Below are 26,282 nucleotides of genomic sequence, written 5' to 3' on the forward strand. Positions count from 1 at the left end.
GATTAAATTTCATATACAATAAATGGCTAAACAAATTAGGACTATTGGAGTAATGACATCTGGAGGAGATTCTCCTGGAATGAATGCTGCTATAAGAGCAGTAGCTCGTGCTTGTTCATATTACAATGTTAAGTGTATTGGATTTTATAGAGGTTTTCAGGGAATGATAGAAAATGATTATTGTGAGATGACCGCCCGAAGTGTTCGTAATATTATAAGTTCAGGAGGAACTATTCTTAAATCGGCCCGTTCTGAAGAATTCAGAACACCCGAAGGAAGAAAAAAGGCTGCCGAGAATCTAAAAAAAGCAAAGGTAGATGCCATGATATTGATAGGAGGTGATGGTACCTTTAATGGAGGAAAAATCTTTAGTGAAGAATATGACGTTCCCGTTATAGGAGTTCCCGGAACAATTGATAATGATATAGCAGGTACTAATTTTACAATAGGGTATGATACCGCCTTAAATACCGTAGTAGAAGCTATCGACAAAATCAGAGATACTGCAAGTTCTCATGATCGCTTGTTTTTTATAGAAGTGATGGGACGTGATGCAGGTTTTATTGCATTGAATAGTGGAGTAGGAGCTGGAGCAGAAGAAATCCTTATTCCAGAAGAAGATCTTGGATTAGATAGACTGTTAGAATCTCTAAAACGAAGTAAACGTTCTGGTAAGTCTTCGAGTATTGTGGTAGTTTGTGAGGGTGATAAAATAGGAAAAAACGTATACGAACTCGCGGATTATGTTACCGAGAATTTACCGGATTACGATGTGAGAGTTACTGTTTTAGGCCACATGCAACGTGGAGGTTCTCCGTCTTGTTTTGATAGAACGCTTGCAAGTCGACTTTGTGTTAAGGCAGTAGAATTATTGTTAGATGGAGAAGAGAATGTAATGGTGGGGTTACTAAATAATAAGATTGTAGCTACCAATTTTGATGAAGGATTAAAAGAAGACCATAGTATAAACAAAGAGTTACTGCGCATTTCAGATATACTGTCTGTTTAATAAATTACTATTCATTTACTTTTTGTACCCTTTCCACAGAATCATGTTTAGATAGAGAAAGACGGATAATGCTATTTTCTGATGCAATGAGGTTATGAACGATATTCGGTTCTAAGGAAATCACATCACCTCTCTTAAGAATGTGCACCATATCATATACACCGAAACTAATTTCTCCTTCAAAAACTGCTACAGTTATTGGAAACTTGGTTTTGTGTTTTTTCATCTCTTGTCCTTTTCTAAATACAATTCGAATTTCTTTAGTAGCCTCGTTTTCGATTAGCTTGGTGATTACCGGCTTTTTATCTCCATATGTAATATTCTTTAAGAATGATGTTAACTGCATATCAATTGTGTTTTTAGTTATTCCAAAATTAGGTGCTTTCTTTCTTCTGTTTTATGAGTTAGATCATAAAACAAAAAAGTATCATTATAGTAGCTTCGGGAAATAATTAGAATACTATGTATACGCTATATGTTATTGATACTATTGGAGATCACCATATACTGAAGTTTAAAATATTCGAATATAAAAACCTTATGGAACTATTGATAAATAGATTGTATGATGATATAGGAGCATGCAAAGGTAGAGGGCTTTGTGGTACTTGTCATATCAGAATAAATTCCTCTATAGTGCCATTTAAGTTTCCTGAAGGAATAGAGAAAAGAACATTGTTTAATCAGTTAGAATATTATTCAAATAGTAGACTTGCCTGTCAAGTACTGTTAGATAAGCAATTGGATAATTCACGTATAGAAATTATAGGAGGAGATTAATTTTTAAATATGTTTCCTAACATGATCTGAATCATAAAACTTAGATAATTCGGATGGTAGTTTTGTGTCTAAAATTATTAGAAATCAAAACTAGAACCATGAAAAAAATATGGATAGCATTTACCACTATTGTAGTATTATCTTTTACTGCTTTAATTTGGGTAGGAATAAAAATATATCAAGAAAGACCTCCAATACCAGAGAAAGTATTGGTTAAGGATACAAATGAGGTCTTATTTACAAAAGAAAACATACAAAGAGGACAAAATGTATGGGAATCTATCGGAGGTATGGAAGTGGGATCAATATGGGGACATGGAAGCTATGTTGCTCCAGATTGGTCGGCAGACTGGATTCATAAAGAAGCAGTGTTTTTATTAAATAAATGGTCTGCGCCTTACGGAAAAGAGTATGAAGACTTATCATTAGAAAACCAAGCTTTATTAAAAGGAAGATTGGTGTATCAGGTAAAGACAAATACCTACGATACAATTACCCAAAACGTCACCATAACAGAAGATAGAAAAGAAGCAATTCTTTCAAATTCGAAACATTATAAAGATATTTTTTCAAAAGGTCACGAGAAGTATGCAATACCAAAACAGATGCTTACTGATGAATCTAAATTAGACGATCTAAGTGCATTTCTTTTTTGGACTTCCTGGGCAGCTTCAACTAACAGAATAAATGATGATATTACGTATACTTCTAATTGGCCACACGAACCGTTGATAGATAATACAATAACTGCAGATGCTCAAATATGGTCTGGGTTTTCTATTGTTTTATTGCTGCTGTTTATATCTATTATGGTATGGTACCATATTAGAAGTAGTCACAATGATGAGCAAAATGATCAAGTTCCTGAGACTAATCCTTTACGAGATATTAAGTTATTTCCATCACAGAGAGCAACCCTAAAGTATTTTTTAGTGATTAGTTTTTTGATTGCATTGCAAGTAGTTCTTGGAATTATTACAGTTCATTATAGTGTAGAAGGACAGGCGTTTTTTGGGTTTGAGTTGTCCAAATATCTTCCATACACAATAAGCAGGACCTGGCATACACAATTAGCGATCTTTTGGATTGCTGCAGCTTGGTTATCTACAGGATTATTTATCGCTCCGCTAGTAAGCAATAGAGAATTAAAGTTTCAAAAATTCGGAATCAATTTCCTTTTCATAGCTATAATAATCGTCGTTCTTGGATCTATGGTTGGAGAATGGCTTGGTGTTAAACAGTATTTAGAATTAACAACAAATTTCTTTTTTGGGCATCAAGGATATGAATATATGGATCTTGGGAGGTTTTGGCAGATATTATTAGCAGTTGGTTTAGTACTATGGGTATTTTTAGTAGGCAGGCATATTATTATAGGCATCAGACGAAAAGATAATACAAGAAACCTGTTGATTTTATTTTTGATATCAGTTATAGCTATTGGAGCATTTTTCTTTTCAGGATTAATGTACGGAGAAAATACATCTTTATCTGTAATAAATTATTGGAGATGGTGGCTGGTTCATCTATGGGTAGAAGGTTTTTTTGAAGTATTTGCAACTGTAGTTATAGCATTTCTATTTGTAAAAATGAAACTTATAAAAGAAAAGCCTGCAGGCAGAGTTACTGTGTTGTCTGCGATTATATTTCTTTCGGGAGGAATCATAGGTACATTACATCATTTGTATTTTTCGGGAACACCGGTTCATGCTATTGCTTTTGGTGCAACATTTAGTGCGTTAGAAGTTGTACCACTGACTCTAATTGGTTATGAGATATGGGAAAATTGGAATCTATTAAAAATGAAAAAATGGGTACAGGAGTTTAAATGGCCAATCTATTTCTTTCTTGCGGTGTCATTTTGGAATATGTTAGGAGCAGGAGTATTTGGTTTTCTGATAAACCCGCCAATAGCATTGTATTATATTCAAGGTCTTAACACAACTGCAGTGCATGCGCATACAGCGCTGTTTGGTGTGTATGGTATGCTCGGAATGGGATTAATACTGTTCTCATTGAGAATGATATCCAATTCCATCTGGAATGATAAAGTATTGAAAATTTCATTCTGGTCTTTAAACATTGGTTTATTAGCAATGGTAGTATTTAGTTTGTTACCACAGGGAATCATTCAAACATTAGCATCCATTAAACATGGATATTGGTATGCAAGAAGTGAAGAGTTGTTGTATTCTCCAACGTTTCAAGTTATCAAATGGTTACGGATAATAGGGGATGTTATTTTCTCTGTAGGAATAGGGTATTTTTGTTGGTTTACTATTAAAGAAACTTTAGCTTGTATTGGCAAAAAGGAGACAAAAGAAAGTCTAAAATCAGTAAAGGCATGAAAAAGATAAATAACTATAGTTATGTAGTAACATTCATTTGGATAGGTTTTTTATTAGCTATTAGTTTTATGGAAGCACCTCTTAAGTTTCAGGCAGAGTCGGTAACTACAGCTATTGGTGTAGAAATAGGGAAGATCATCTTTAGGGCATTGAATACTATAGAGCTCATTTTTAGCGTGTTTTTAGTATTACAAATAAGGTATATCTACAAACTAGATAAGAGATTGTTTTTTATGGTATTGTTTCTATTGATAATTGTAGTTGTGCAATCTTTTTGCTTGTTACCAATTTTAGATCGTTATGCTGATATAGTTATTAGTGGAGGATCATCTCCTTCAAACACAGCACATATTGTCTATGTGTTTTTTGAAGTGATAAAATTGTTTTTGCTCTTTTTTGTTGGATTTAGACAGTTGCTTTTGTTTAAAAGAAACATAGAAAGACAGGAATAGATTGATGAAAATGTAGCGTAAAGCTGTAAAATATAAAAGCGAGATTATTGTAACAATATCTCGCTTTTTACGGTTTCAAGTATTTTCGTTCCCAATAGTTTTTGGGTAAACCAGTTCTTTTTCTGGGTACTAGTTCCTGAATTATAATCTTCATATTACCTATGGATTGCATAAGCCGAAGATGCAGGAAGTTCTTTTAAAAAGTTAACAAAAGATGTAAAATCAAATCTGAAATTAAATAGTGAATTTTTCATAATATATAATTTTAATTATTAATTACTATTTAATAATCAATTGCCGTGCCAAAAATAATTAACCTTTGTTAAGTCCTATTTTAAAAGGGGTTGAGGATGTTCTAATTTTGCTTTCAGAAATTTAAGAAGAGAGAATTGGTACAGGAAAAGATGAATACTGTAAAACTAAGTATATGGATTTTATTTACATATTCTATATTCGTTTTTGAGTTAATTCGATAAGTTCTTGATACACTGTTCTCTTATTTCCCATATTTCGTCAAATGAAAAATTTAATTTTTCAGTAGTAATCCAATTTTTAATAAAATCTTGATGATATTTTATCTTGAAACTACCTACTTGATCCGGTTGTATCTTTTTTTCAGTCATAACATCTTTTTTTATCTTTTCGAAATCTGATGTACCTGATGTAGCATCTATTGTTTCACCTTTATATCTTAAATAACAGTGCGCTTCTGGGATATATTTAATATGGTTATTGAGAAAGATGTTTCCTATTTTAGGCGTGTTTATAGAATTCATTTTATAGATACCTATAATTAATTCAACATCTTTAGCTCCATTTAGATCCGCAATTTTTTTTAATAAAGCGTGTTTAGAGCTACAGGTTCCTTTGTTTTCTGAAATAACTAATGTAGAATCTGTTCGATTAGAATTTCTACCATAAGGTATTATCTTGATGTATTCTATCAATTCATTCCAAGACGTTATTCCTTTTTCTATAATTAGTTTTGATAAGTGATCTTCTGAATTAATAATAAAATTACCCATAGCTAAAAATAAAAAAACTCAAGCAAATTTTGCTTGAGTTTCATTATATGATTCGGAATAAGAAGTTATTTAACAGCGATTACTGAAATTTCTACATTTACAAATTTTGGTAATGCTGCAACAGCTACCGTTTCTCTGGCAGGAGCAGTGTCTTCATTAAAATACTTTCCGTATACTTCATTTACAAGGGAGAAATTGTTCATGTCACTTAAGAAAATTGTAGTTTTAATTACATTTTCGAAAGTCATATCAACTTCATCAAGAATGGCTTTAAGATTTTGCATTACCTGTTCTGCTTCAGTCTTAATATCATCCATTACTAAATCTCCAGTGTCGGGATTAATGGCTATTTGACCAGAAGTATAAAGGGTATTTCCGTTAAGAATTGCCTGGTTGTAAGGTCCGATAGGCGCTGGAGCCTTAGAGGTAGTTATAATTTTTTTCATGATATGTGCAAAGTATTATTGTTTATATAAATTTCAAACCTCCGTTATAATTGTCTATCCGGTTCACGTCTTTTATCATATTTAATATCACTAAGAACAGAAGATTTGATACCTATAAAGAAGTTCCAAGATGTTCTATCACTAAATGGTATCCAGTTAAAAGACATTCTCCAGCTATCTAAATTTCGTTGGAACCTTAGATTGGTATAAGTAAATCCAGGATTTACAAGATCATATCCAGAAGATGCTCCAACAGACCATTTGGGAGAAAGTTCTACATCACCAGAGAACATAATAGAGTGTGATGATATTTCGTTTTGTCGAGCATTATTACTATAGTTCACAGTATATGACAAACGTATAGACCATGGGATTTTGTAATTATAGTTTTTGACATCTTTTAGCTCTCGGTCATCATCCTGATCATAATTTTGTTGTTCGCTAAAATCAGTTCCTCCACCAAATAAGTTGTCCGGTCGACCTCCGTTTCTTAGTGTTTGATTATCTAATGGATCATCATTAGATTTTCCTTTTTCAAAGTCTTTACTAGAAAAAGAGTACCCAAAATTAGCACTTGCCCTAGTTAGTCTAAATAAACTACCACCATTATCAATGTTCCATACATCAATCTTACGATTATTATTATCTAATGCATATGGATCTAACTCCGCATTGAAGTTAATATCTAATTTATTTTCAATAATTGGTACATTTCCGGTAATGGATAAAGGGCTAAACTGAAGTGAATCTCCAGCAATGTTGTAAGCGGTTCTAAAATTAAGGTTATTTAATAATTTAACCTTTTTGGTTTCAATGGCAGTAGTGTCTCTACTTTTTACCTTAGCTTCGAGATTATTACTTAACCCAAATGATACACTACTTGAGAACGTGTTACTTGGCTGACCAAAAAAACCACCTTCGAAACGTGAATATTCAACTACTTCGCGTTCATTATCTATTGTACTCGGATCATCGGGTATAATATATTCATCATAGAATTGATTAAAGGCTGGATTAATGCTGTAACTAACCGATGGCCTCATGGTATGACGAATTGCCTGAATTTTGCTATCTTTTTTGAAATTAAAAGTTCCATATACCGTAGTTCCTAAACTAGCAGAAAAGTTGTAAGTTCTAAATGCATCAAACCCCGTAATTGTATCTCGTTCAACTCCTCCCGCACCATCATTGATATCAGGATCATAACGTTGTTCTATAGTTTCAAAAACCCAATTTTCCTGATAACTTGTCCCCATAGTGGCACTTAGGTACTTGAATATCTTAAAGTTAGTACTGATTGGGATAGAGTGCTGCATACCTATTCTGGCATCCTTAAACATTTCAGCAGTAAAAAGATCATCATCAGTAGTTTCAATTCTGTTTTCTCCTCTAAAATTGTATTGCGTATTTATATTTTGGAAAATCCCTTTTTTAACACCTACTTTGGGAGCAAAAGGGAATATCCTAGATACACTGGCATTCACATTTGGTAGCGATAAGTTCACTATCTCAGTGTTGGTATTAGAGTTATGGTTAGCAGCAACACTAAGATTAACTTGAGGATCTCCTTGAAAAGTCTTAGCGTAAGAAATAGAAGAACTAAGCTGGTTATTCAGGAAATTTCCTGTGTTAAGTTGATTTGTTGATTGTTGGAAAAAATCACTACTACCAAAGTTTACAGAGGCGGAAAACCGAGAATTAGGATTTGATTTTGCATCCTGAGAATGTGACCATTGAATATTATAGGTAGTTGCTCTTGAGAAATCAGGGAAACCTCGCTCGCTTGTTAAATTGTTTTCAAACCTAAATCGTACATTACCTCTGTATTTATATCGAACGGAGTATGCAGATTCGGTAAGAAGAGTATAACTCCCATTGGTGTAATAGTCTCCAGTTATTGTTAGGTCAGCATAATCACTAACCGCAAAATAATATCCACCATTCTGCAGAAAATATCCTCTGTTGTTTTCTTCACCATAACTAGGTATAATAAATCCAGAAGTTCTTTTTTCTTGTAAAGGAAAATATCCGAACGGCAATCCAAGAGGTGTAGGAACATCCGCTATATACATATTAACTAGACCTGTAACGATTTTCTTTTTCGGGACTAATTTTATTCTCCTGGCATAAAAGTAATAGTCTGCATTATCCACATCCTCAGCAGTAGTGAACTTTACATTACTCATATATATAACAGAATCATTCACTCTTTTAGAAACCTCACCCTTAACATTCATTTCCCCTTGTTTCGTTCGGGAATTGTATATAAGTGCTTTTTCTGTGTCAAAATTAAAGCGAATTGAATCTGGTTCTACGACATTCTGAGCCTGTTTGAAAATTGGAGTTTGTGTATAATCCCCAACAGAATCCTTTATACCATAGGCATATACCTCATTTTTAGCATTATCCACAATAATAAGGCCTGCGTTAATCTGCATTTCGCCATATATGATTTCAGCCTCATTATAGAGATACATTTTATTTTCTCTACGACTTAGTCTCATATAGTCTGTGGACTTATACTTAACTTTATCTGTCAGTAATTGTGGTGGAGCAACAGCAGTATCTTTCTTAGTGGTATCCTGATCTTTCTCGTTTTCAAGCAATTCAGACTTGGAGTCTATGGAGCTTTTCGGTGAAGAAAGAGTATCTTTTTGCACCGGGACTGGTTTTCCTGTGGTTTTATCAAACTCTTGTGCAGTTGTATAACAAATACAAAATAGTGAAAAACTTAGTGAATAAAGTATGTTACGTACCGTTGTTTGCAATGGTTTAAATCCTATTTTTGTAAAACTATGGCTTAGTTTTTGAAGTGCCAAAATTACATATATTTTTTATGTAGAGATTGTAAATGGTAAAAAAATAAATATTTATATCAAATACAGGACTCTAACGTTATTTTAAATAATACTTGTATTGTAATTTCCAAGATCATAAACATGATGATTTTAGAATTATTATACTAAATACGGAAACAATTTGGTAATGTTTCAAGCTAAGTGATAATTTTGTACAATTATGAAGAAGAAAATAATATATAGCGCTCTTTCGATGTTGTTGGTATTTATACTTTCAGCATTTTCAATGTCTTTTGATAATACCAGTAATAAAAAGAAGTTTGTGGTGGTTTTGGATGCAGGACATGGTGGACATGACCCTGGAAATAGAGGAAATGGATATAAAGAAAAAGATATCGCACTGAAAGTGGTGTTAGCAGTTGGTAAAGCTTTAGAAAAAGATGACCGTTTTAAGGTGGTGTATACCAGAGATACTGATACATTTATAGAATTACACGAGAGAGGAAAAATAGCAAATAAAGCAAAAGCAGACTTGTTTGTGTCAGTTCATTGTAATTCTCATCGTTCTCAAGCGTATGGAACAGAGACATTTGTCTTAGGGTTACACGCTAATGATGAAAACTTTAATGTAGCTAAAAATGAAAACTCTGTTATTTTACTAGAGGATAATTATGAGGCCAATTATGATGGTTTTGACCCGAATTCTCCAGAATCGATTATTGGGTTGATTTTGTCACAAGAAGAATATCTGGATCAGAGTCTTGTCTTAGCAAGTTTTGTTCAGAATAGATTTAATAAAACATTAAAACGAAAAAGCAGAGGAGTAAAACAGGCAGGTTTTGTTGTATTGCATCAAACATACATGCCAAGTGTTCTGATTGAGTTAGGTTTTTTAACAAATAATAAAGAAGGTAAATACCTAAACTCTAAAAAAGGTCAAGAAGAAATGGCAAAATCTATAATTACTTCAATTATAGATTATAAAGAAAGTCTGGATGCAGCGTATTATGTACCGGAACCCGAAATTCCTGAAATTATAAGTAATGACTCTATAACCCAAGTGGTAGGAGAGCAATTGTATGATGGTATAACTTTTAAGGTTCAAATTGCAGCTGGTTCTAATGATATAGAACTTGAACCAAGAAATTTTAATGGATTAGATCAATTATCTAAAATTCAGTTTGATCAATTGTATAAATATTACTTTGGAAGTACGTCTAATTATAATTTAATCAAGGAGTTAAAGGACGTGGCGGTTGGTAAAGGATATGCCTCTTGTTTTGTTGTTGCATTTAAGAATAATGAAATAATTCCTCTTACAGAAGCATTAAAAATAGATACTTCATCGAATTAATCTAAATAAATACTGATAAATCGTTCGTTAATAATCTTTGGAAGTATATTTTTTATTCTAAATTTGTGTCCTAAATATATGCTATTTTGAAATTTACTCGCGAAGTTAAAACAGGAATTTTAGCACTGTCTGCTATAGCACTTTTGATTTTTGGATATAGTTTCTTGAAAGGAAAAAACCTTTTAGAAACTGATCGTACATTTTTTGCTGTATATGATAATGTAGAAGGATTAATGCCCTCTTCTCCGGTTACAATAAACGGATTGGTGGTTGGTAAAGTCGTCTCTATTAATTTTGCAGATACTAAAGGGAATCTTATTGTAGAATTTAATGTTAGTAGTGATTTTTCTTTTTCTAGAAATAGTGTAGCCATGGTGTATGGCGGTGATTTGATCGGAGGTAAGTCGTTAGCTATTAATCCAGTCTATGAACAAGGTTTGGAGGCAAAAGATCGAGATACCTTACCAGGACAAGTAAAAGCAGGATTGCTAGAATTGGTAAATGAACAATTAACACCCCTTCAGTTAAAGTTAGAGGCAGCAATTAAAGATGCTGATACTTTATTAACCTCTGTTAACGGAATTTTATCTATAGATAACAAAAATAATATCAATACGATATTTGCCGACCTAAGCGCGACTATCAAAAACTTCAAAGGAGCATCGGGATCTTTGAAGAATATTTTATCAGGTAATGAAGAAAAACTAAATAGTACGCTTTCTAATCTTGATGAAATGTCTACCAATCTTAATCAATTTTCAGATTCTTTATCCAAAGTGAATATCGGCAAGCTAGTTAATGATCTAGATGGAGTGCTGGCTAATTTTGAGAAAATTTCTAAAGATTTGGAAGTTGGAAAAGGAACGGCCGGTAAATTGTTAAAAGATGATAAACTATACGGTAATTTAGAAAAAGCTAGTAAAGAACTAGAATTACTACTTCAGGATCTTAGGTTGAATCCTACAAGATATGTAAACGTCTCTGTTTTTGGGAAAAAGAATAAGCCATACGTAAAGCCAACGGATACAATAAACTAACTACTACCAGACTATGCAATATATTCCTAATATCATATTTGTAATTGCTTTAATAGCAGGAATTGGATATTTTACTAAAAACATCCGTAAAGTCATTCGAAATATTCGATTGGGTAAGGATGTGGATCGAACAGATAATAAAAAAGAGCGTTTTAATAATATGGCACGTATTGCTTTAGGGCAATCTAAAATGGTGAGAAGACCCGTTTCGGGAATCTTGCATGTTATTGTATATGTAGGGTTTATTATCATTAATATAGAAGTGCTAGAGATTATTATTGATGGTGTTTTAGGAACTCATAGAATATTTAGATTTTTAGGAGGGTTTTATGATTTCTTGATTGGTTCTTTCGAAATACTAGCATTTTTAGTGTTTGTTGGAGTAGTAATATTTTGGATTAGACGTAATGTGATACGATTAAAGCGTTTCTGGAATCCTGAAATGAAAGGCTGGCCTAAAAATGACGGAAATCTGATCCTATATTTCGAAATGGTATTAATGACCTTGTTTTTGGTTATGAATGCTGCGGATTTTCAGTTACAGAGCATGGGAGCAGAACATTATGCACAAGCTGGAGCGTACCCTGTGAGTCAATACATTTCACCATTATTTAGTGGAATGTCAGAAGCAACCTTAATTCTTGTTGAGAGAGGTGCTTGGTGGATCCATATTCTTGGAATATTAGTGTTTCTTAATTATCTGTATTTCTCTAAACACTTACATATTCTTTTAGCGTTTCCAAATACATATTATGGTGATTTAAGACTTAAAGGGCAAATGGATAATCTAGAAGCAGTTACTAAAGAGGTAATGCTAATGATGGATCCTAATGCAGATCCATTTGCAGCTCCTGCAGAAGATGAAGCCGAGGCTGAACCCGAAAAATTTGGAGCATCTGATGTAACAGATTTAAATTGGGTGCAATTGCTTAATTCATATACTTGTACAGAATGTGGACGTTGTACTAGTGAATGTCCTGCAAACCAGACTGGCAAGAAGTTGTCACCTCGTAAAATTATGATGGACACCAGAGATCGTCTTCAGGAAGTAGGAGATAATATTGACAAGAATGGTAGTTTTGTAGATGATGGTAAGCAGTTGTTAAATGACTATATTTCGCCAGAAGAACTATGGGCGTGTACTAGTTGTAATGCTTGTGTAGAAGCTTGCCCGGTTAGTATTAGTCCACTATCAATTATCTTGGATATGAGAAGGTATTTAGTAATGGAACAAAGTGCAGCGCCATCAGACCTTAATAATATGATGTCTAATATAGAAAATAACGGAGCTCCTTGGCCATTTAACCAAATGGATAGATTAAACTGGAGTGAAGAATAACCAAATAATCACTAAAGAATATTAACCATAACTATTAACCATAAACTTTAAAAATTAAGAGAATTTAGAAATTATGAAGAAGGAAGAAGTAGAGAAATTATTGCATGATAAGGTAGAAGAAGGTGAACACATCAGTCCAGTTTTACCAGAAGGAATAAAAAACTATCTTATTGATATTGATGGAACAATTACAGAAGATGTTCCTAATGAAGAGCCAGAAAGAATGGTTACTTGCGAGCCATTTCCAGATGCATTGGTGACATTAAATAAGTGGCATGAAGAAGGGCATATTATATGTTTTTTCACATCAAGGACAGAAGATCATAGAGAAGTTACGGAGACTTGGCTAGATACGCACGGATTTAAATATCATAGTCTTCTAATGGGTAAACCAAGAGGAGGGAACTACCATTGGATCGATAACCACTTAGTAAAAGCTACTCGTTATACCGGTAAATTTACTGAATTAGTGGAAAGAGTAGTTACTATCGAAGTTTTTGACGACGGTAAACACGATTAAATATAGATTTTTGGTTTGAGATTTTTTTTAAACTAAAATCATTACATATAAATAGTATATACATATGAGTGAAGCAGTAAAGGTGCCAACAATGGCAGAGTATATGGCTGAAGGTAAAAGGCCAGAAGTTTTATTTTGGGTAGGATGTGCTGGTAGTTTTGATGACAGAGCCAAGAAGATTACAAAGGCTTTTGTGAAATTACTTCATAGTTCCAAAGTAGACTTTGCTGTATTAGGTACTGAAGAAAGTTGTACAGGTGATCCTGCTAAAAGATCTGGTAATGAATTTTTATTTCAGATGCAAGCAGTTACCAATATAGAGGTAATGAATGCATATGAAATAAAAAAAGTAGTTACAGCTTGCCCTCATTGTTTCAATACATTAAAAAACGAATATCCCGCATTAGGAGGAGATTATGAGGTAATGCACCATACACAATTTCTTAAATCTCTTCTGGATGAAGGAAGGTTGACCGTAGAAGGTGGTAAATTTAAAGGAAAACGGATTACTTTTCATGACCCTTGTTATCTAGGTAGGGCAAATGATGTATATGAAGCACCTAGAGACCTTTTAAGAAAATTAGAAGTAGAGCTTATAGAAATGAAGCGTTGCAAACGTAATGGATTATGCTGTGGAGCAGGGGGAGCTCAGATGTTTAAAGAACCGGAATCAGGTAATAAAGATGTTAATGTAGAAAGAACAGAGGATGCTCTGGAAACAAAACCTGATATCATTGCTGCTGGTTGCCCTTTTTGTAATACTATGATGACTGATGGTGTTAAAAGCAAAGAAAAGGAAGATAGTATTGAAGTGATGGATGTAGCTGAATTAATTGCAAATGCTCAGGATTTATAAAAGAAGTTTTTATAATATTTAGTACAATAATTAAAGAGTTGATATGTTTGTTCATATTAACTCTTTTTTGTTGCAACAATTAGAAATAGTTTTTGTTATTTTAGAAAATAAAAAGAAAGCTGATGTTAGTAGATTTTAATGAACTGTCGGATTCTTCAAGAATTTGGATATATCAAGCCAATAGATCCTTTACTGCAGAGGAGTTGGAGGAGATTAAAGAAAGATTAGAAACCTTTATTACTCAATGGACTGCGCACGGATCAGACCTAAAAGCTGGGTATGAAATAAAATATAAAAGATTTATAACTATTGCACTAGATCAGGATATGAATCAGGCAACTGGTTGTTCCATTGATGCTTCTGTTCGTTTTATTCAGAAGTTGGAAAGTGATTATAATGTAGATTTGATGGATAAGATGAATGTATCCTATAAACAAGGAGAGTTTGTGGCGTATAAATCACTAACCGATTTTAGAAAAATGGCAAAAAACAGATCGGTGTCTCCGAACACAATTGTGTTTAATAATCTGGTTACTAATATTGCTGAATACAAAACAGATTGGGAAGTTCCAGCCAAAGATAGTTGGCATAACCGTTTTTTAAACTAGACTTTTTGTGCGATATACTTTTACAAAATACTTTTCCTGTATAGTTTTTATTTTATCATTATCTACTTTTTCTCAACAATCTGATACTCTAAAAATAGCAGCGGCAATTAATGAAAACCAGTCAGATTCTCTTGCGATAGAGCTAAAGAGTGCTATAGTTCCGTTAAACCCTCTTATTGTTAAAGATGAGTATCAAGCCCAACGATTATGGGTTGATAGCATTTATAATAAAATGACTTTAAAAGAAAAAATCGGTCAACTATTTATGGTAGATGTTTTTTCTTCAAAACCTGAAAAAGAAACAGATAAAATAAAGAAACTGATAGAAGAATTTCACATTGGTGGAATTATTTTTTCTAAAGGAGGCCCGCAACGACAAGCTAAATTAAATAATGAATATCAAGAACTTTCTGCAGTGCCTTTACTTATTGGTATGGATGCAGAATGGGGGTTAGCTATGCGACTGGATTCTACCAAAGCATTTCCTTGGAATATGACATTAGGAGCTATTCAGGATAATAAGTTAGTAGAAGAAACAGGTAGACAAATTGCTCGGCACTGCAAACGATTAGGTGTTCATATTAATTTTGCTCCGGTTGTGGATATAAATACAAATCCTAAAAACCCAATTATAGGAAATCGTTCTTTTGGTGAAGACAAGGATAATGTGACAGAAAAAGCATTAGCTTTTATGCATGGAATGCAAAAAGAAGGTGTATTAGCTAGTGCTAAGCATTTTCCGGGTCACGGAGATACTGATAGTGATTCTCATAAAACATTACCAACTATTAATTTTGATCAAAAAAGAATTGACAGTATAGAGTTGTATCCTTATAGAAAACTGATTGCTGATGGTTTATCTAGTGTTATGGTAGCACATCTTAATATACCTAGTTTGGAATCTAGATCGGGGTATCCATCTTCAATATCAGAGCACGTAGTAACTGATATTTTACAAGACAGCCTCGGTTTTGAAGGATTAATTATTACTGATGCTCTAAATATGAAAGGAGCATCTGATTTTAAGGCTCCGGGAGATATAGATCTTGCAGCTTTCATAGCAGGAAATGATATACTCTTAATATCAGAAGATGTTCCGTTAGCATCTCAGAAAATAGTATCCGCCTACTATGCAGGTGAAATTACGGAGAAACGCTTATCGCGCTCTGTAAAAAAGATTTTATTAGCAAAATATAAAGCAGGGCTCCATAAGTATGAACCTGTAAAAACAGAGTATCTTACCGAAGAACTTAATAGCATTGCTAACGAAGTATTACATCATAAACTGGTTGAGAATTCGCTAACCTTGATCAAGAATGATCGGGCAATTTTACCTGTTAAAAATTTAGACCTCAAAAAAGTGGCTTATGTTTCTCTTGGGGATGATTCTGGTGAAGTTTTTTTGGAAGAATTAAATAAGTATACTAAAGTAGATTGGGTAAAAGGAAATCAATTACCAGAAATATTAGATCAGTTGCGTAACTATAATTATGTAATAGTAGGCTTACATAAATCTGATGCTAATCCCTGGAAAGATTATAAGTTTAAGGATAAAGAATTGGTGTGGTTGTATGAAATAGCTAGGCTTAATAATACAGTCTTAAGTGTTTTTTCTCGCCCTTATGCAATGTTGGATTTGCAGACCACGACTAATTTTGAAGGTATTTTGATGGCATATCAAAATAGTCCAGTAGCTCAACAAAAAGCAGCACAATTACTTTTTGGAGCTATAGAAGCAAAAGGAAAACTGCCAGTGAGTTTGGGAGAAGATTTTCCGATAGGAACAGGGCATCAGACAAGATCTTTAAAACGCCTGACATACGGAATACCTGAAACTGTAGGTATGAATTCTCACAAACTAGAACGTATTGATTCTATAGTAGATATAGCATTAAGAAATAATATGACACCAGGTTTACAGTTAATGGTGGCCAGAAAAGGCAAGGTAATTTTTAATAAAAATTATGGATATCATACCTATGCAAAATCAAGAAAGGTTAAAAGTACTGATATCTATGATCTTGCGTCTTTAACCAAAATTCTTTCTACGTTACCATTAACAATGGAGCTTAAAGATAAAGGTATTTTGTCCTTGGATACCAGAGTAGGAGAGATGTTACCTTCTTTTAAAGATTCTAATAAGAAAGATATTACCATAAGATCCATGCTATCTCATTATGCACGATTAAGGGCTTGGATTCCGTTTTATTTGAAAACACTAGATACAGTTACCTCTAGACCTGATAAGAAGTATTATAGAAACAAGCGTTCTGATGAGTTCAATATTAAAGTAACGGGAAATTTATATTTAAGAAGTGATATGAAAGATTCTCTTATGTTGAGAATTAGAGACAGCGAATTGAGAAATAGGTTGAGTTATAAATATAGTGACCTTCCTTATTATCTAATGAAATCTTTTATAGAAGAACATTATGGAAATAATATGGATGCATTGACACAACAGCATTTTTATAGAGTAATGGGAGCAAGTAATATGGGGTATTTGCCTTTAAATAGATTTGAAAAAAAACAAATTATTCCTACCGAAAACGACCAAGCATATAGAAAAGAAGTTGTGCATGGGTATGTACATGATCAAGGAGCAGCAATGTTTGGAGGTATAGGAGGTCATGCAGGATTATTCGCTAGTGCTAATGATGTTACTAAGGTAATGCAGATGTACCTTAATGGAGGGTATTATGGAGGAAAACAATATATCAACAGTCAGACTATTGAAGAATTTAATACCTGTACATATTGCAATAAAGACGTTAGAAGAGGAGTAGGCTTTGATAAACCTCAATTAGGAGATGTAGGACCGACTTGTGGTTGTATTTCTATGAATAGTTATGGCCATAGTGGTTTTACTGGTACATTTACCTGGGCTGATCCAGATGAAGAGATAATCTATGTATTCCTAAGTAATCGTACGTTTCCGGATTCAGCTAATCGTAAATTAATATCAAATGATATCCGATCGGAGATTCAGAGATTGATATATGAAGCGATAAATTATTAAGTAAAATTATTAAGTAAAATTATATCAGATTAAAATTTATTAATTAAAAAAAATGAATACAAAAGTTTCAGAAAATGGGCCAATCTTTTCGAGAGTTGTAGCTGGATGTATGAATTGGGGAGAATGGGGAGCTAACTTAGAAACAAATCAAGCTCAGCAATTAATAGAAGATTGTCTATCAATAGGTGTAACTACTTTTGATCATGCAGATATTTATGGACATTATACAACAGAAACTTTATTCGGTAATGCTATCAAAGATAAAAGCTCATTGAGAGAACAAATGCAACTAGTCACAAAATGTGGTATTCGTTTGGTAACTCCCAATCGACCTGAAAATCAGATTAAATCATACAAGACCTCTAAAAAATATATAATAGCATCGGTAGAACAGTCACTAAGGAAGTTACAAACAAATTATATAGATATGTTATTGATTCATAGGCCTAGTCCTCTTATGAATCCTTCAGAGATTGCAGAAGCTTTCGAAGAATTAAAATTAAGTGGTAAAGTACTTCATTTTGGAGTATCTAATTTTACTACTTCTCAGTTTGAGATGTTGGACGCTTTTTTTCCGTTACAAACAAATCAAATAGAAATTTCACCACTACAGTTGACACCATTTATTGATGGTTCTTTGGATCAATGCATAAAACATAGGATAAAACCTATGGCATATTCTACGTTGGCTGGTGGAAGGTTTTTCTCAAAAGAACCTAGTGATAAGGTTTTAAGAATTAATAAAGTAGTTCATGATTTAGGAAATAAATACAATGTATCCGCTGATCAGGTGTTGACAGCTTGGCTATTAAAGCATCCTTCCGGAATATTGCCTATTATCGGATCTACTAAAATAAATCGTATTCAGTCTGCTATGGATTCGTTATCACTTCAGATTACAGATGAAGAATGGTTTAAGATCTGGGAAGCTGCGACGGGCAAGGAGGTAGCTTAATTTTTTAATTTAAAATTTACGAAAACACGTTTCCATATCCATTTAGAGCTGTTCTGAAACGATCAAGTATAAGGATGAGTGGGTATTATTAACCTTTGTATGGCGCTAATTCACTTCAATTAAAAATATTTCAAAAAAAAAGGAGAAGTAGAGGTAACAAAAGTAATCTTAAAGACACTAATGTGTAGTAAAAGTCATGTTTGATGATTATGGTAGGCATTTAGTCAAATAGACAATTACTAAGAAATCAATGGCTACGAGTATATAAGGGGTATGTATACCGTAGCCAGATTTTGCTTCAGAAGAGTAGTGATACCTAAAGAAATTGTGAATAACTATGCGTGCATTGTTAATAAATTATGGTTAAACCATTTTTTTATTAATTTTTTTGTGTACATTTATCAAGCTTAACAAATGATCTTTATGTGATTTTATTCAGGAATAAGTAAAATCATAATGTACTAAAAAACAACCGCAAATCGTCATTACTTTAAACCTCACAACCCCTCCAATGAATAACTATAAACTTACGATCATCGGATTGGTGATATCCGGATTCGTTTATTTTTCAGCTATTTTCCTAGAACTAGACCTTTTTGAACAAGTATTGGCATTTTTGTCAAGTATAGAACAGTTTGAGTTTGATGAGTTTATTATCCCTATACTTATATTTTCTGTTTTTTTTGTATTTGATATGCGCAGACGGGTTAAAGAAATCAAATTAGAAAATGCAAAGTTGAAGATTTATAAAGCAATGCTGTCTTCTAGTCATCATATCTTAAATAATTTTATCTACCAGATGGATATATTTAAGATCACTGCAGAAGATACTCCTGGTTTTGATGCTAAGACATTGTCCTTTTATGAAGATATTATAAGCAATACTTCGCATCAGATTTATTCACTTAGTAATCTTTCTAGTATAGATGAATATTCCATACGAACGTCTGTAATGACTGGTTAATAACTATTGTTATAATTCTTTACTCCTTAATTTCTGAATAGTATGACTTCAAAGACATTTTAGATTGTAAATTTAATTTGTTTGTGACTTTAGAATGTAAGTGTATGCTGTTTTTATCGACTTTAGGTTCAAAATAATAGTAATGGAGATTATCGAATATTTAATGGGAAGAGGAGGATTTGCACTATTAGCACTCTTTGCTGTAGTAATTGTATTGTATAATAGGATAAAAGCAAGACGAGCATTTAAGGTTCCTTCTAAGAAGAAAAAATAAGTAATCTATTTATATAAAACAAAAGAGTTATACGGTTAGTATAACTCCTTTGTTTTTAATTAAAAACAGTAACTTTTCTTAGTTAAACTGACATACCTTGTATGATGAAAAAGGAGAGTATCTACAAGAAACATCTCCAGGCCCTAAAAATGGAGACATATTCCAGCAGTCTGCGTTACTATTACATCGTCTGCCTCCAATGTTTCCTCCATTGATTTCTTTTTGTTGTTCTTTGCTTAAAGAAGTCCCTAAATTTTTAATTTCTTTGATCATAATGTGAAAAATTTATAAGTTATATCTCTAATATAAATTCTTCAGGACAGGGAAAGCTAATTTTGTGGAGGTTCGTCAAAAAAATGTGGACGAACGTATGTAAATAATGTTAAAATTTAATTAATCTCTCTTTTTGTATAGAAAAACTACGAGGATTTTTTTTCGAAAAAACTAAAGACTGACCCTCCATATTTACGAGAGTTACTAAAATTAGCAGCATCATCTAGTTTGGTGTGTTTAGAGTGTTCTATGATCAAAACACCATCTTCATTCAGTAAATCGTTTTCAAAAACCAATTCAGCTATTTTAGTGAATTGCTCATTTGTAAAATCATAAGGTGGATCTGCAAAGATGATATCAGATTTTCTTTTTACCTTTTCTAAGTAACGATACACATCACTTTTAATCGTCTCAATATTGAAATCAAGTTCTTTGGCAATACTTTTTATATACCCTACACATCCATAGTTAGTATCCACTGATGTGATTTGTTCCGAACCACGAGAGGCAAATTCGTAGCTTATATTACCGGTTCCCGCAAATAGATCAAGTAAAGTTACTTGAGAAAATACGTAATGATGATTAAGGATGTTAAATAATCCTTCTTTTGCCATGTCTGTTGTAGGTCGTACAGGTAGTTTTTTAGGAGCCTGTAATCGTTTTCCTTTATATTTTCCGGAGATAATTCGCATATCAAAAATGACTTAGTAAAACAAAATGTTGGTGATCATCGATTAGAGGTAAAGTTTCTGAGGTCTTAATTGTATTGTTTCTACTTCCAAAATCTACATGACGTATATATTTATGAGCGATCTTGTAACAAGTACTATCTTTAGAAATGTCACCTAAAAGTATTAGTTGAAATTCTTCAGGATTTAGTCTTAATTGCTCTGCTGTAAACATAATATAATATAGAAAATCTTCATTAGTTTCGTAAATATATGAATTGTTCAATAGTAACTTTCCCTTAGTAACAACTACTATGTCAAAAGATTTAGAATTCATATGTGCAAAAACCCTTGTAGTTTCACTATTTTTCTCTTTTGATAAAATACTATCGATAAGAATGGTTGAAGCATGTTTGTATGTAAATGACCCAAAAGTTTCAAAAAAGTAATTATTGATGTTCGTATATGGGATATAAACTATAGCTATTTCATGCTGATCCAATTCATCATAAGCAATAAAATCATTTTCAAATACTTTGACATTGTATTTTAAATAATCCTTTAGTAGTTCTTTGTCGAATAATGCTTTAGGGACACAGGTATAAAGATCGTTTTGATAAATAACTTCTACAGTGTCAAAATCAAGTTTTAAATGATGGTTGTGATCAAAAATATACTTGATTTTTTCCAGAACTTGTTCTGGTGATAAACTAATTCCAAAATTATCTTGCTCTAGAGAAATTACTTCTTTATCCGAATTTATTATACAAAAAGAAAGTCCATTCAGGCTTACCTGAATGGACAATATATATTTTGCACCAGAAATATTACTCTTCTTTGATGTTTGAGTCATAAGTTTTTGGCCAATTACCAGTGGTGTTTACTTCTTGCATGGAGCCTACTGATAAAAATGGTCCATCAACACCTTCAACAGATACTACTTGCTTTTCTTGATATAATAAATCTTTATCAAGATCATGTAATAAGATATCTTTAGCAACTCTAGCTTCAAAAACACTTATTCTAATTCCATTTTTGTCAATAAAACCAGCATCCAGTTCGAATTTTGCATCTTTACCTGCCACGGGTACGTTAATCATAGTTTTATATCGATCACTTCCTTTGAACAAAGAATCCTTAACCGATGCATAACCAAGCGTATCCACAACAACTGTGTCTCTTGGCTCATCGATTTGAAGTATTTTGTTGAATCTGATAAAACTAGAATCTCTACGCTCTGTAAGCGTAAATTTAGCAGTATCTAAAAAAGTAATTAATTTAGCTGGATCTTTCTCGAATTTCCCAACTACGGTTTTATGAGCTAATTGAGCTTGTCGGATATCCCTTAAGTTTTCAATTGCTTTTGCATAACGCACTTTTTTGACTTTATTGAATCTTACAGGACCCATTACAGAATCGTATACCATGTATCCCAAGGCTGCGATAACTACCCATAGAACTAATTGAATGACAATTTTCATTTTTTAATTTAGCTTTTAGACATTAGTGTATACGCAAATCTACAATTTTTTTTCAATCGTAAAAGTTTATAGCCAAAAAATCATTGCTATCTTTGATTTATTAACAGAATATGGATTTAAGAATTACAAATATTTCATGAGGGAAACAGAATTTTATCAGTTGTTAAAAGAAGATTTTCCTTTTGAACCTACTCTTAGACAGGATATTGTGCTTCATAAGCTTTCAGCTTTTGTCTTGTCAAGCACAAAAGATTCACTTTTTTTATTAAAAGGGTATGCGGGAACAGGAAAAACAACTTTAATAGGAACTTTGGTTAAAAACCTATCAAAAGCGAAATTAAATTCGGTTTTATTAGCTCCAACGGGTCGTGCTGCCAAGGTAATTAGTAATTATTCTGGTAGACAAGCACAAACAATACATAGAAATATTTATTATCCTAAAAAAACTAGTAGCGGAGGTCTTGCGTTTCAATTAAAACAAAACAAAAGTAGAAACACCATCTTTATAGTAGACGAAGCTTCCATGATACCAGATACACCAAGTGATAGCAAATTATTTGAGAATGGTTCTTTGTTAGATGACTTAATGATGTATGTGTATTCTGGGCATAATTGCAAAATTCTTTTTATAGGAGATACAGCACAGTTACCACCCGTGAAACTGGAGGTAAGTCCTGCTTTGGATCCTGATAATTTATCGATGGGATTTAATAAAGAAGTAACCCAAATTGAATTAGATGAAGTAGTAAGACAAGCAGAGGATAGTGGTATTCTTATGAATGCTACATCACTTAGAGAAATGCTGAATGATGGGTTTTATGAATCTTTTCAGTTTGATATTGAGGCATATCCGGATGTAATAAGATTGATTGATGGTCATGATATTATGGATGCTTTAAATGATTCATATGCCAGTTCTGGACATGAGGAGTCAGTAATTATACTGAGATCTAACAAAAGAGCTAATATTTATAACCAACAGATTCGATCTAGGATACTTTTTCAGGAAGAAGAACTTTCTGCAGGAGATTATGTGATGGTAGTAAAGAATAATTATTTCTGGTTGGATAACAAAAGTGAAGCAGGATTTATTGCTAATGGAGATATTATCAAAATTCTTGAAATTTATGCAATAAAGGAGTTGTATGGCTTTCGGTTTGCAGAAGTGAAAGTAGCTATGGTGGATTATCCTGATCAGAAACCATTAGAAACTGTTTTAATTTTAGATACGCTAACTTCAGAAACTCCATCTTTATCCTATGAGGAATCTAATAAGTTGTACCAGGAGGTAATGAAGGATTTTGAAGATGAAAAATCGAAGTACAAAAAATTTCTTGGAGTTAAAAATAATAAGTTTTTTAATGGATTACAGGTGAAATTCTCTTATGCGGTTACCTGTCATAAATCACAAGGAGGGCAGTGGGATACCGTTTTTATAGAGCAACCATATCTTCCTGATGGAATTAATAAAGATTATTTACGGTGGTTGTATACAGCAGTCACTAGAGCTAAGGAAAAATTGTATCTTATAGGATTTAAGGATGAATTTTTTATTGAGAATTAAATTATTTACGAATGCAAGAAACAATTTTAAGCATATGTTTGGGAATTGGATTAGCGGCTTCTGTTGGTTTTAGAGTGTTTTTACCTTTATTAGCGGTTAGTTTGGCTGGTCATTATGGAGTTATTCCTTTAAATTCTAGTTGGGAATGGGTAGGGAGTAACATAGCTTTAATCGTTCTATCTATAGCGACAGTTGTCGAGATTTTAGCTTATTACATCCCATGGTTTGATAATTTACTCGATACTATAGCAATTCCTCTTGCAGCAATAGCCGGAACAGCAGTTATGGTATCAACTGTTGCTAATTTGAGTCCTGTAGTAACTTGGGCTCTTGCTATTATCGCTGGTGGAGGAACGGCAACAACTGTGAAGAGTACAATGGGAGCGTCTAGGCTAACATCTACAGCAACTACGGGAGGATTAGCAAATCCTGTTATCGCTACTGTAGAAACAGGAACAGCTTCTATTATGTCTGCGGTGTCGATTTTTATAGCACCTCTAGCAATTATTTTAGTAATACTGTTGTTCTTTGGTTTAAGAAAAGTTTATAAAAAACTATTCACTCGCTCCACTTGAAAATCGATTTAAAAAAGTTATTTTTGACCCTGCAAAAAGCAAGCAATTTTGAATAAAACTAAGCTAAAAACCATCGCAATGATTCCTGCGAGATATGCTGCATCCCGATTTCCTGGTAAATTAATGCAGGATCTTGAGGGAAAAACAGTTATTTTAAGGACATACGAAGCTGCTATAAGTACATCATTATTTAGTGAGGTATATGTAGTTACTGATAGTGAGATTATATTTAATGAAATTACCTCTCATGGTGGTAAGGCTATCATGAGTATTAAAGAACATGATTGTGGTAGTGATAGGATAGCAGAGGCTGTAGAACATATGGATATTGATATTGTTGTCAATGTTCAAGGTGATGAGCCTTTTACCGAAAGAGAAAGCTTAGAAAAAGTTTTACAGGTATTTCAAGAAGAAGATGCAGATCGAATTGATCTGGCAAGTCTAATGACTCCAATGAATGATTGGGATGACATAGTGAACCCCAATAGTGTAAAGGTGATTATAGACAAAGATAATTATGCCTTATACTTTTCGCGTTCTCCTATTCCTTATCCAAGAGATAAAGAAATAAACCATACATATTTTAAGCATAAAGGAATCTATGCATTTAGAAAACAAGCTTTATTAGATTTTTATCGCCTACCGATGAAGACACTAGAAGCTTCAGAAAAAATAGAATGTATTAGATATCTAGAATATGGTAAGAATATAAAAATGATTGAAACACATCATGAAGGTGTGGAAATAGATACCCCGGAAGATTTAGAAAAAGCAAAACAATTAATTAATAAACAAAATCTTTTGAACATTACATCTACGGTTACTCCTGAGATTAAAGAGTCCCATCATAGGAATTTTCCTATGGTACCAAGAGTGGTTTTTGGTAAAGGATCTTTTAATCAAATAGGACAAATCCTCTCTCCGGAACGAAAAAACGGAGCCCCTTTTATTTATCTTATTGATGATGTTTTTGAAAATAATAAAACGTTTATTGAAGATAGAATACACTTGTCAGGTAATGATAGAATAGTGTATGTGTCTACAGAAGAAGAACCAAAGACTTCTCAGGTAGACCAATTAGTTTCAGAGTTTAAGAGTACTTACAGTTTTACACCAAGCGGTATTATTGGTATTGGTGGAGGATCTATAATGGATCTTGCAAAAGCAGTAGCTATTATGATGAATAATGCTGGCAGTGCTGCAGATTACCAAGGCTGGGATCTGGTTGATAATAAGTCAGTATATCATGTGGGAATCCCCACAATTTCTGGAACAGGAGCAGAGGTGTCAAGAACAACAGTATTGACAGGTCCTGAAAAAAAATTAGGTATCAATTCTGATTTTACACCTTTTGATCAAGTAATTCTGGATCCAGAATTAATAAAAGATGTCCCTAAAGATCAATGGTTTTATACAGGTATGGATTGTTATATTCATTGTATAGAATCCTTAAAAGGTACATATCTCAATGCATTTAGCCAGAGTTATGGCGAAAAAGCATATGACCTTTGTAAGGAAATCTTTTTAGAAAATACATTAGATAAAGATGAAGCAGACGGAAAACTAATGATGGCTTCCTGGCATGGTGGAATGAGTATAGCTTATTCTCAAGTAGGAGTGGCACATGCAATGAGTTATGGATTAGCATATGTTTTAGGAACAAAGCACGGAATAGGTAACTGTATTGTGTTTGATAAGCTTGGGGATTACTATCCAGAAGGTGTAGCGCTTTTTAAGAAAATGAAAGAAGTTCATAATATAGAACTACCAACTGGAGTTTGTGCCGATGCAACCGAAGAGCAGTTAGGTATTATGGCTTCTGTAGCATTAAGTTTAGCGCCTTTATGGGAAAATGCTTTAGGTAGCGATTGGCAGGAACAGATAAATGCTGATAAACTCAAGGAAATTTATCGTACATTATAATTGATCTTTAGAAA

25 protein-coding genes are annotated in these 26,282 nt (G+C 33.0%); 17 read left to right on the plus strand and 8 right to left on the minus strand.

Going from position 1 to position 26,282, the window contains the following annotated elements; all coding sequences use genetic code 11:
• Nucleotides 1–22: 22 nt before the first annotated feature.
• Entirely contained in the window at nucleotides 23–1,009 is a 987-nt protein-coding gene (pfkA, locus tag Q0975_RS17885; RefSeq protein ID WP_299439158.1) for a 6-phosphofructokinase, read from the plus strand.
• A gap of 7 nt (nucleotides 1,010–1,016) precedes the next feature.
• Here pfkA and Q0975_RS17890 read toward each other — a convergent pair whose 3' ends face one another.
• Nucleotides 1,017–1,355, minus strand: coding sequence for a cupin (locus tag Q0975_RS17890; protein ID WP_299439159.1), 339 nt, complete (start codon nucleotides 1,353–1,355; stop codon nucleotides 1,017–1,019).
• A gap of 116 nt (nucleotides 1,356–1,471) precedes the next feature.
• On the opposite strand from Q0975_RS17890, the gene Q0975_RS17895 reads away from it, so the two are divergent.
• The 3 genes from Q0975_RS17895 (at nucleotide 1,472) to Q0975_RS17905 (ending at nucleotide 4,589) form a co-directional block, all read left to right on the plus strand.
• Entirely contained in the window at nucleotides 1,472–1,789 is a 318-nt protein-coding gene (locus tag Q0975_RS17895; RefSeq protein WP_299439161.1) for a 2Fe-2S iron-sulfur cluster-binding protein, read from the plus strand.
• Between the two features lie 98 nt (nucleotides 1,790–1,887).
• Nucleotides 1,888–4,137, plus strand: coding sequence for a nitric-oxide reductase large subunit (locus tag Q0975_RS17900; protein ID WP_299439163.1), 2,250 nt, complete (start codon nucleotides 1,888–1,890; stop codon nucleotides 4,135–4,137).
• On the plus strand, nucleotides 4,134–4,589 hold the full coding sequence (locus tag Q0975_RS17905) for a hypothetical protein (protein ID WP_299439165.1): 456 nt from the start codon (nucleotides 4,134–4,136) through the stop codon (nucleotides 4,587–4,589). Before Q0975_RS17900 ends, Q0975_RS17905 begins: the two co-directional genes overlap by 4 nt.
• Nucleotides 4,590–5,053: 464 nt before the next feature.
• Here Q0975_RS17905 and Q0975_RS17910 read toward each other — a convergent pair whose 3' ends face one another.
• From Q0975_RS17910 to Q0975_RS17920, 3 genes are all read right to left on the minus strand, one after another.
• Nucleotides 5,054–5,614 carry a hypothetical protein gene (locus Q0975_RS17910; protein WP_299439167.1) on the minus strand — a complete coding sequence of 187 codons (561 nt, stop codon included), beginning with the start codon at nucleotides 5,612–5,614 and terminating at the stop codon, nucleotides 5,054–5,056.
• A gap of 65 nt (nucleotides 5,615–5,679) precedes the next feature.
• Nucleotides 5,680–6,060, minus strand: a complete 381-nt coding sequence (locus Q0975_RS17915) for a RidA family protein (RefSeq protein WP_299439169.1) — start codon at nucleotides 6,058–6,060, stop codon at nucleotides 5,680–5,682.
• A 44-nt stretch (nucleotides 6,061–6,104) separates the two neighbouring features.
• On the minus strand, nucleotides 6,105–8,879 hold the full coding sequence (locus Q0975_RS17920; RefSeq protein WP_299439171.1) for a putative LPS assembly protein LptD: 2,775 nt from the start codon (nucleotides 8,877–8,879) through the stop codon (nucleotides 6,105–6,107).
• Nucleotides 8,880–9,078: 199 nt separating this feature from the next.
• On the opposite strand from Q0975_RS17920, the gene Q0975_RS17925 reads away from it, so the two are divergent.
• The 10 genes from Q0975_RS17925 (at nucleotide 9,079) to Q0975_RS17970 (ending at nucleotide 19,784) form a co-directional block, all read left to right on the plus strand.
• Nucleotides 9,079–10,212 (plus strand): N-acetylmuramoyl-L-alanine amidase, encoded by a 1,134-nt coding sequence (locus Q0975_RS17925; protein WP_299439173.1) that lies wholly within the window; start codon nucleotides 9,079–9,081, stop codon nucleotides 10,210–10,212.
• A gap of 86 nt (nucleotides 10,213–10,298) precedes the next feature.
• Nucleotides 10,299–11,249 (plus strand): MlaD family protein, encoded by a 951-nt coding sequence (locus Q0975_RS17930; RefSeq protein ID WP_299439175.1) that lies wholly within the window; start codon nucleotides 10,299–10,301, stop codon nucleotides 11,247–11,249.
• Nucleotides 11,250–11,262: 13 nt separating this feature from the next.
• Nucleotides 11,263–12,588 (plus strand): (Fe-S)-binding protein, encoded by a 1,326-nt coding sequence (locus Q0975_RS17935; protein WP_299439177.1) that lies wholly within the window; start codon nucleotides 11,263–11,265, stop codon nucleotides 12,586–12,588.
• 73 nt (nucleotides 12,589–12,661) lie between these two features.
• Complete coding sequence (locus Q0975_RS17940) at nucleotides 12,662–13,108, plus strand: phosphoheptose isomerase (RefSeq protein WP_299439179.1); 447 nt, start codon at nucleotides 12,662–12,664, stop codon at nucleotides 13,106–13,108.
• 64 nt (nucleotides 13,109–13,172) lie between these two features.
• A complete protein-coding gene (locus tag Q0975_RS17945) occupies nucleotides 13,173–13,964 on the plus strand; it encodes a (Fe-S)-binding protein (protein ID WP_299439181.1) in 792 nt (263 codons plus the stop codon).
• Between the two features lie 122 nt (nucleotides 13,965–14,086).
• Nucleotides 14,087–14,572 (plus strand): ABC transporter ATPase, encoded by a 486-nt coding sequence (locus tag Q0975_RS17950; protein ID WP_299439183.1) that lies wholly within the window; start codon nucleotides 14,087–14,089, stop codon nucleotides 14,570–14,572.
• A 136-nt stretch (nucleotides 14,573–14,708) separates the two neighbouring features.
• The gene (locus tag Q0975_RS17955; protein ID WP_299439573.1) at nucleotides 14,709–17,591 is read left to right on the plus strand and encodes a glycoside hydrolase family 3 N-terminal domain-containing protein; all 2,883 of its coding nucleotides are present in this window, start codon (nucleotides 14,709–14,711) and stop codon (nucleotides 17,589–17,591) included.
• 52 nt (nucleotides 17,592–17,643) lie between these two features.
• Entirely contained in the window at nucleotides 17,644–18,546 is a 903-nt protein-coding gene (locus Q0975_RS17960; RefSeq protein WP_299439185.1) for an aldo/keto reductase family oxidoreductase, read from the plus strand.
• Nucleotides 18,547–19,057: 511 nt separating this feature from the next.
• The gene (locus Q0975_RS17965; RefSeq protein WP_299439187.1) at nucleotides 19,058–19,510 is read left to right on the plus strand and encodes a hypothetical protein; all 453 of its coding nucleotides are present in this window, start codon (nucleotides 19,058–19,060) and stop codon (nucleotides 19,508–19,510) included.
• Nucleotides 19,511–19,652: 142 nt separating this feature from the next.
• A complete protein-coding gene (locus Q0975_RS17970; protein ID WP_299439189.1) occupies nucleotides 19,653–19,784 on the plus strand; it encodes a hypothetical protein in 132 nt (43 codons plus the stop codon).
• A gap of 78 nt (nucleotides 19,785–19,862) precedes the next feature.
• Here Q0975_RS17970 and Q0975_RS17975 read toward each other — a convergent pair whose 3' ends face one another.
• From Q0975_RS17975 to Q0975_RS17990, 4 genes are all read right to left on the minus strand, one after another.
• Nucleotides 19,863–20,057 (minus strand): hypothetical protein, encoded by a 195-nt coding sequence (locus tag Q0975_RS17975; RefSeq protein WP_299439191.1) that lies wholly within the window; start codon nucleotides 20,055–20,057, stop codon nucleotides 19,863–19,865.
• 146 nt (nucleotides 20,058–20,203) lie between these two features.
• Nucleotides 20,204–20,749 (minus strand): RsmD family RNA methyltransferase, encoded by a 546-nt coding sequence (locus Q0975_RS17980; protein WP_299439193.1) that lies wholly within the window; start codon nucleotides 20,747–20,749, stop codon nucleotides 20,204–20,206.
• Nucleotide 20,750: 1 nt separating this feature from the next.
• Nucleotides 20,751–21,578 (minus strand): DUF3822 family protein, encoded by an 828-nt coding sequence (locus Q0975_RS17985; protein WP_299439195.1) that lies wholly within the window; start codon nucleotides 21,576–21,578, stop codon nucleotides 20,751–20,753.
• Nucleotides 21,553–22,206 carry a hypothetical protein gene (locus Q0975_RS17990; RefSeq protein ID WP_299439197.1) on the minus strand — a complete coding sequence of 218 codons (654 nt, stop codon included), beginning with the start codon at nucleotides 22,204–22,206 and terminating at the stop codon, nucleotides 21,553–21,555. Before Q0975_RS17990 ends, Q0975_RS17985 begins: the two co-directional genes overlap by 26 nt.
• Before the next feature lie 136 nt (nucleotides 22,207–22,342).
• Between Q0975_RS17990 and Q0975_RS17995 the strand changes: the two genes are divergently transcribed.
• The 3 genes from Q0975_RS17995 (at nucleotide 22,343) to kdsB (ending at nucleotide 26,268) form a co-directional block, all read left to right on the plus strand.
• Entirely contained in the window at nucleotides 22,343–23,770 is a 1,428-nt protein-coding gene (locus tag Q0975_RS17995) for an AAA family ATPase (protein ID WP_299439199.1), read from the plus strand.
• Nucleotides 23,771–23,781: 11 nt separating this feature from the next.
• Nucleotides 23,782–24,345 (plus strand): DUF4126 domain-containing protein, encoded by a 564-nt coding sequence (locus Q0975_RS18000; protein ID WP_299439201.1) that lies wholly within the window; start codon nucleotides 23,782–23,784, stop codon nucleotides 24,343–24,345.
• A gap of 78 nt (nucleotides 24,346–24,423) precedes the next feature.
• Nucleotides 24,424–26,268, plus strand: a complete 1,845-nt coding sequence (gene kdsB, locus Q0975_RS18005; protein WP_299439575.1) for a 3-deoxy-manno-octulosonate cytidylyltransferase — start codon at nucleotides 24,424–24,426, stop codon at nucleotides 26,266–26,268.
• The last annotated feature ends 14 nt before the right edge of the window (nucleotides 26,269–26,282 follow it).

The sequence above is a fragment of the uncultured Aquimarina sp. genome, assembly GCF_947500065.1.
Lineage (GTDB): Bacteria > Bacteroidota > Bacteroidia > Flavobacteriales > Flavobacteriaceae > Aquimarina.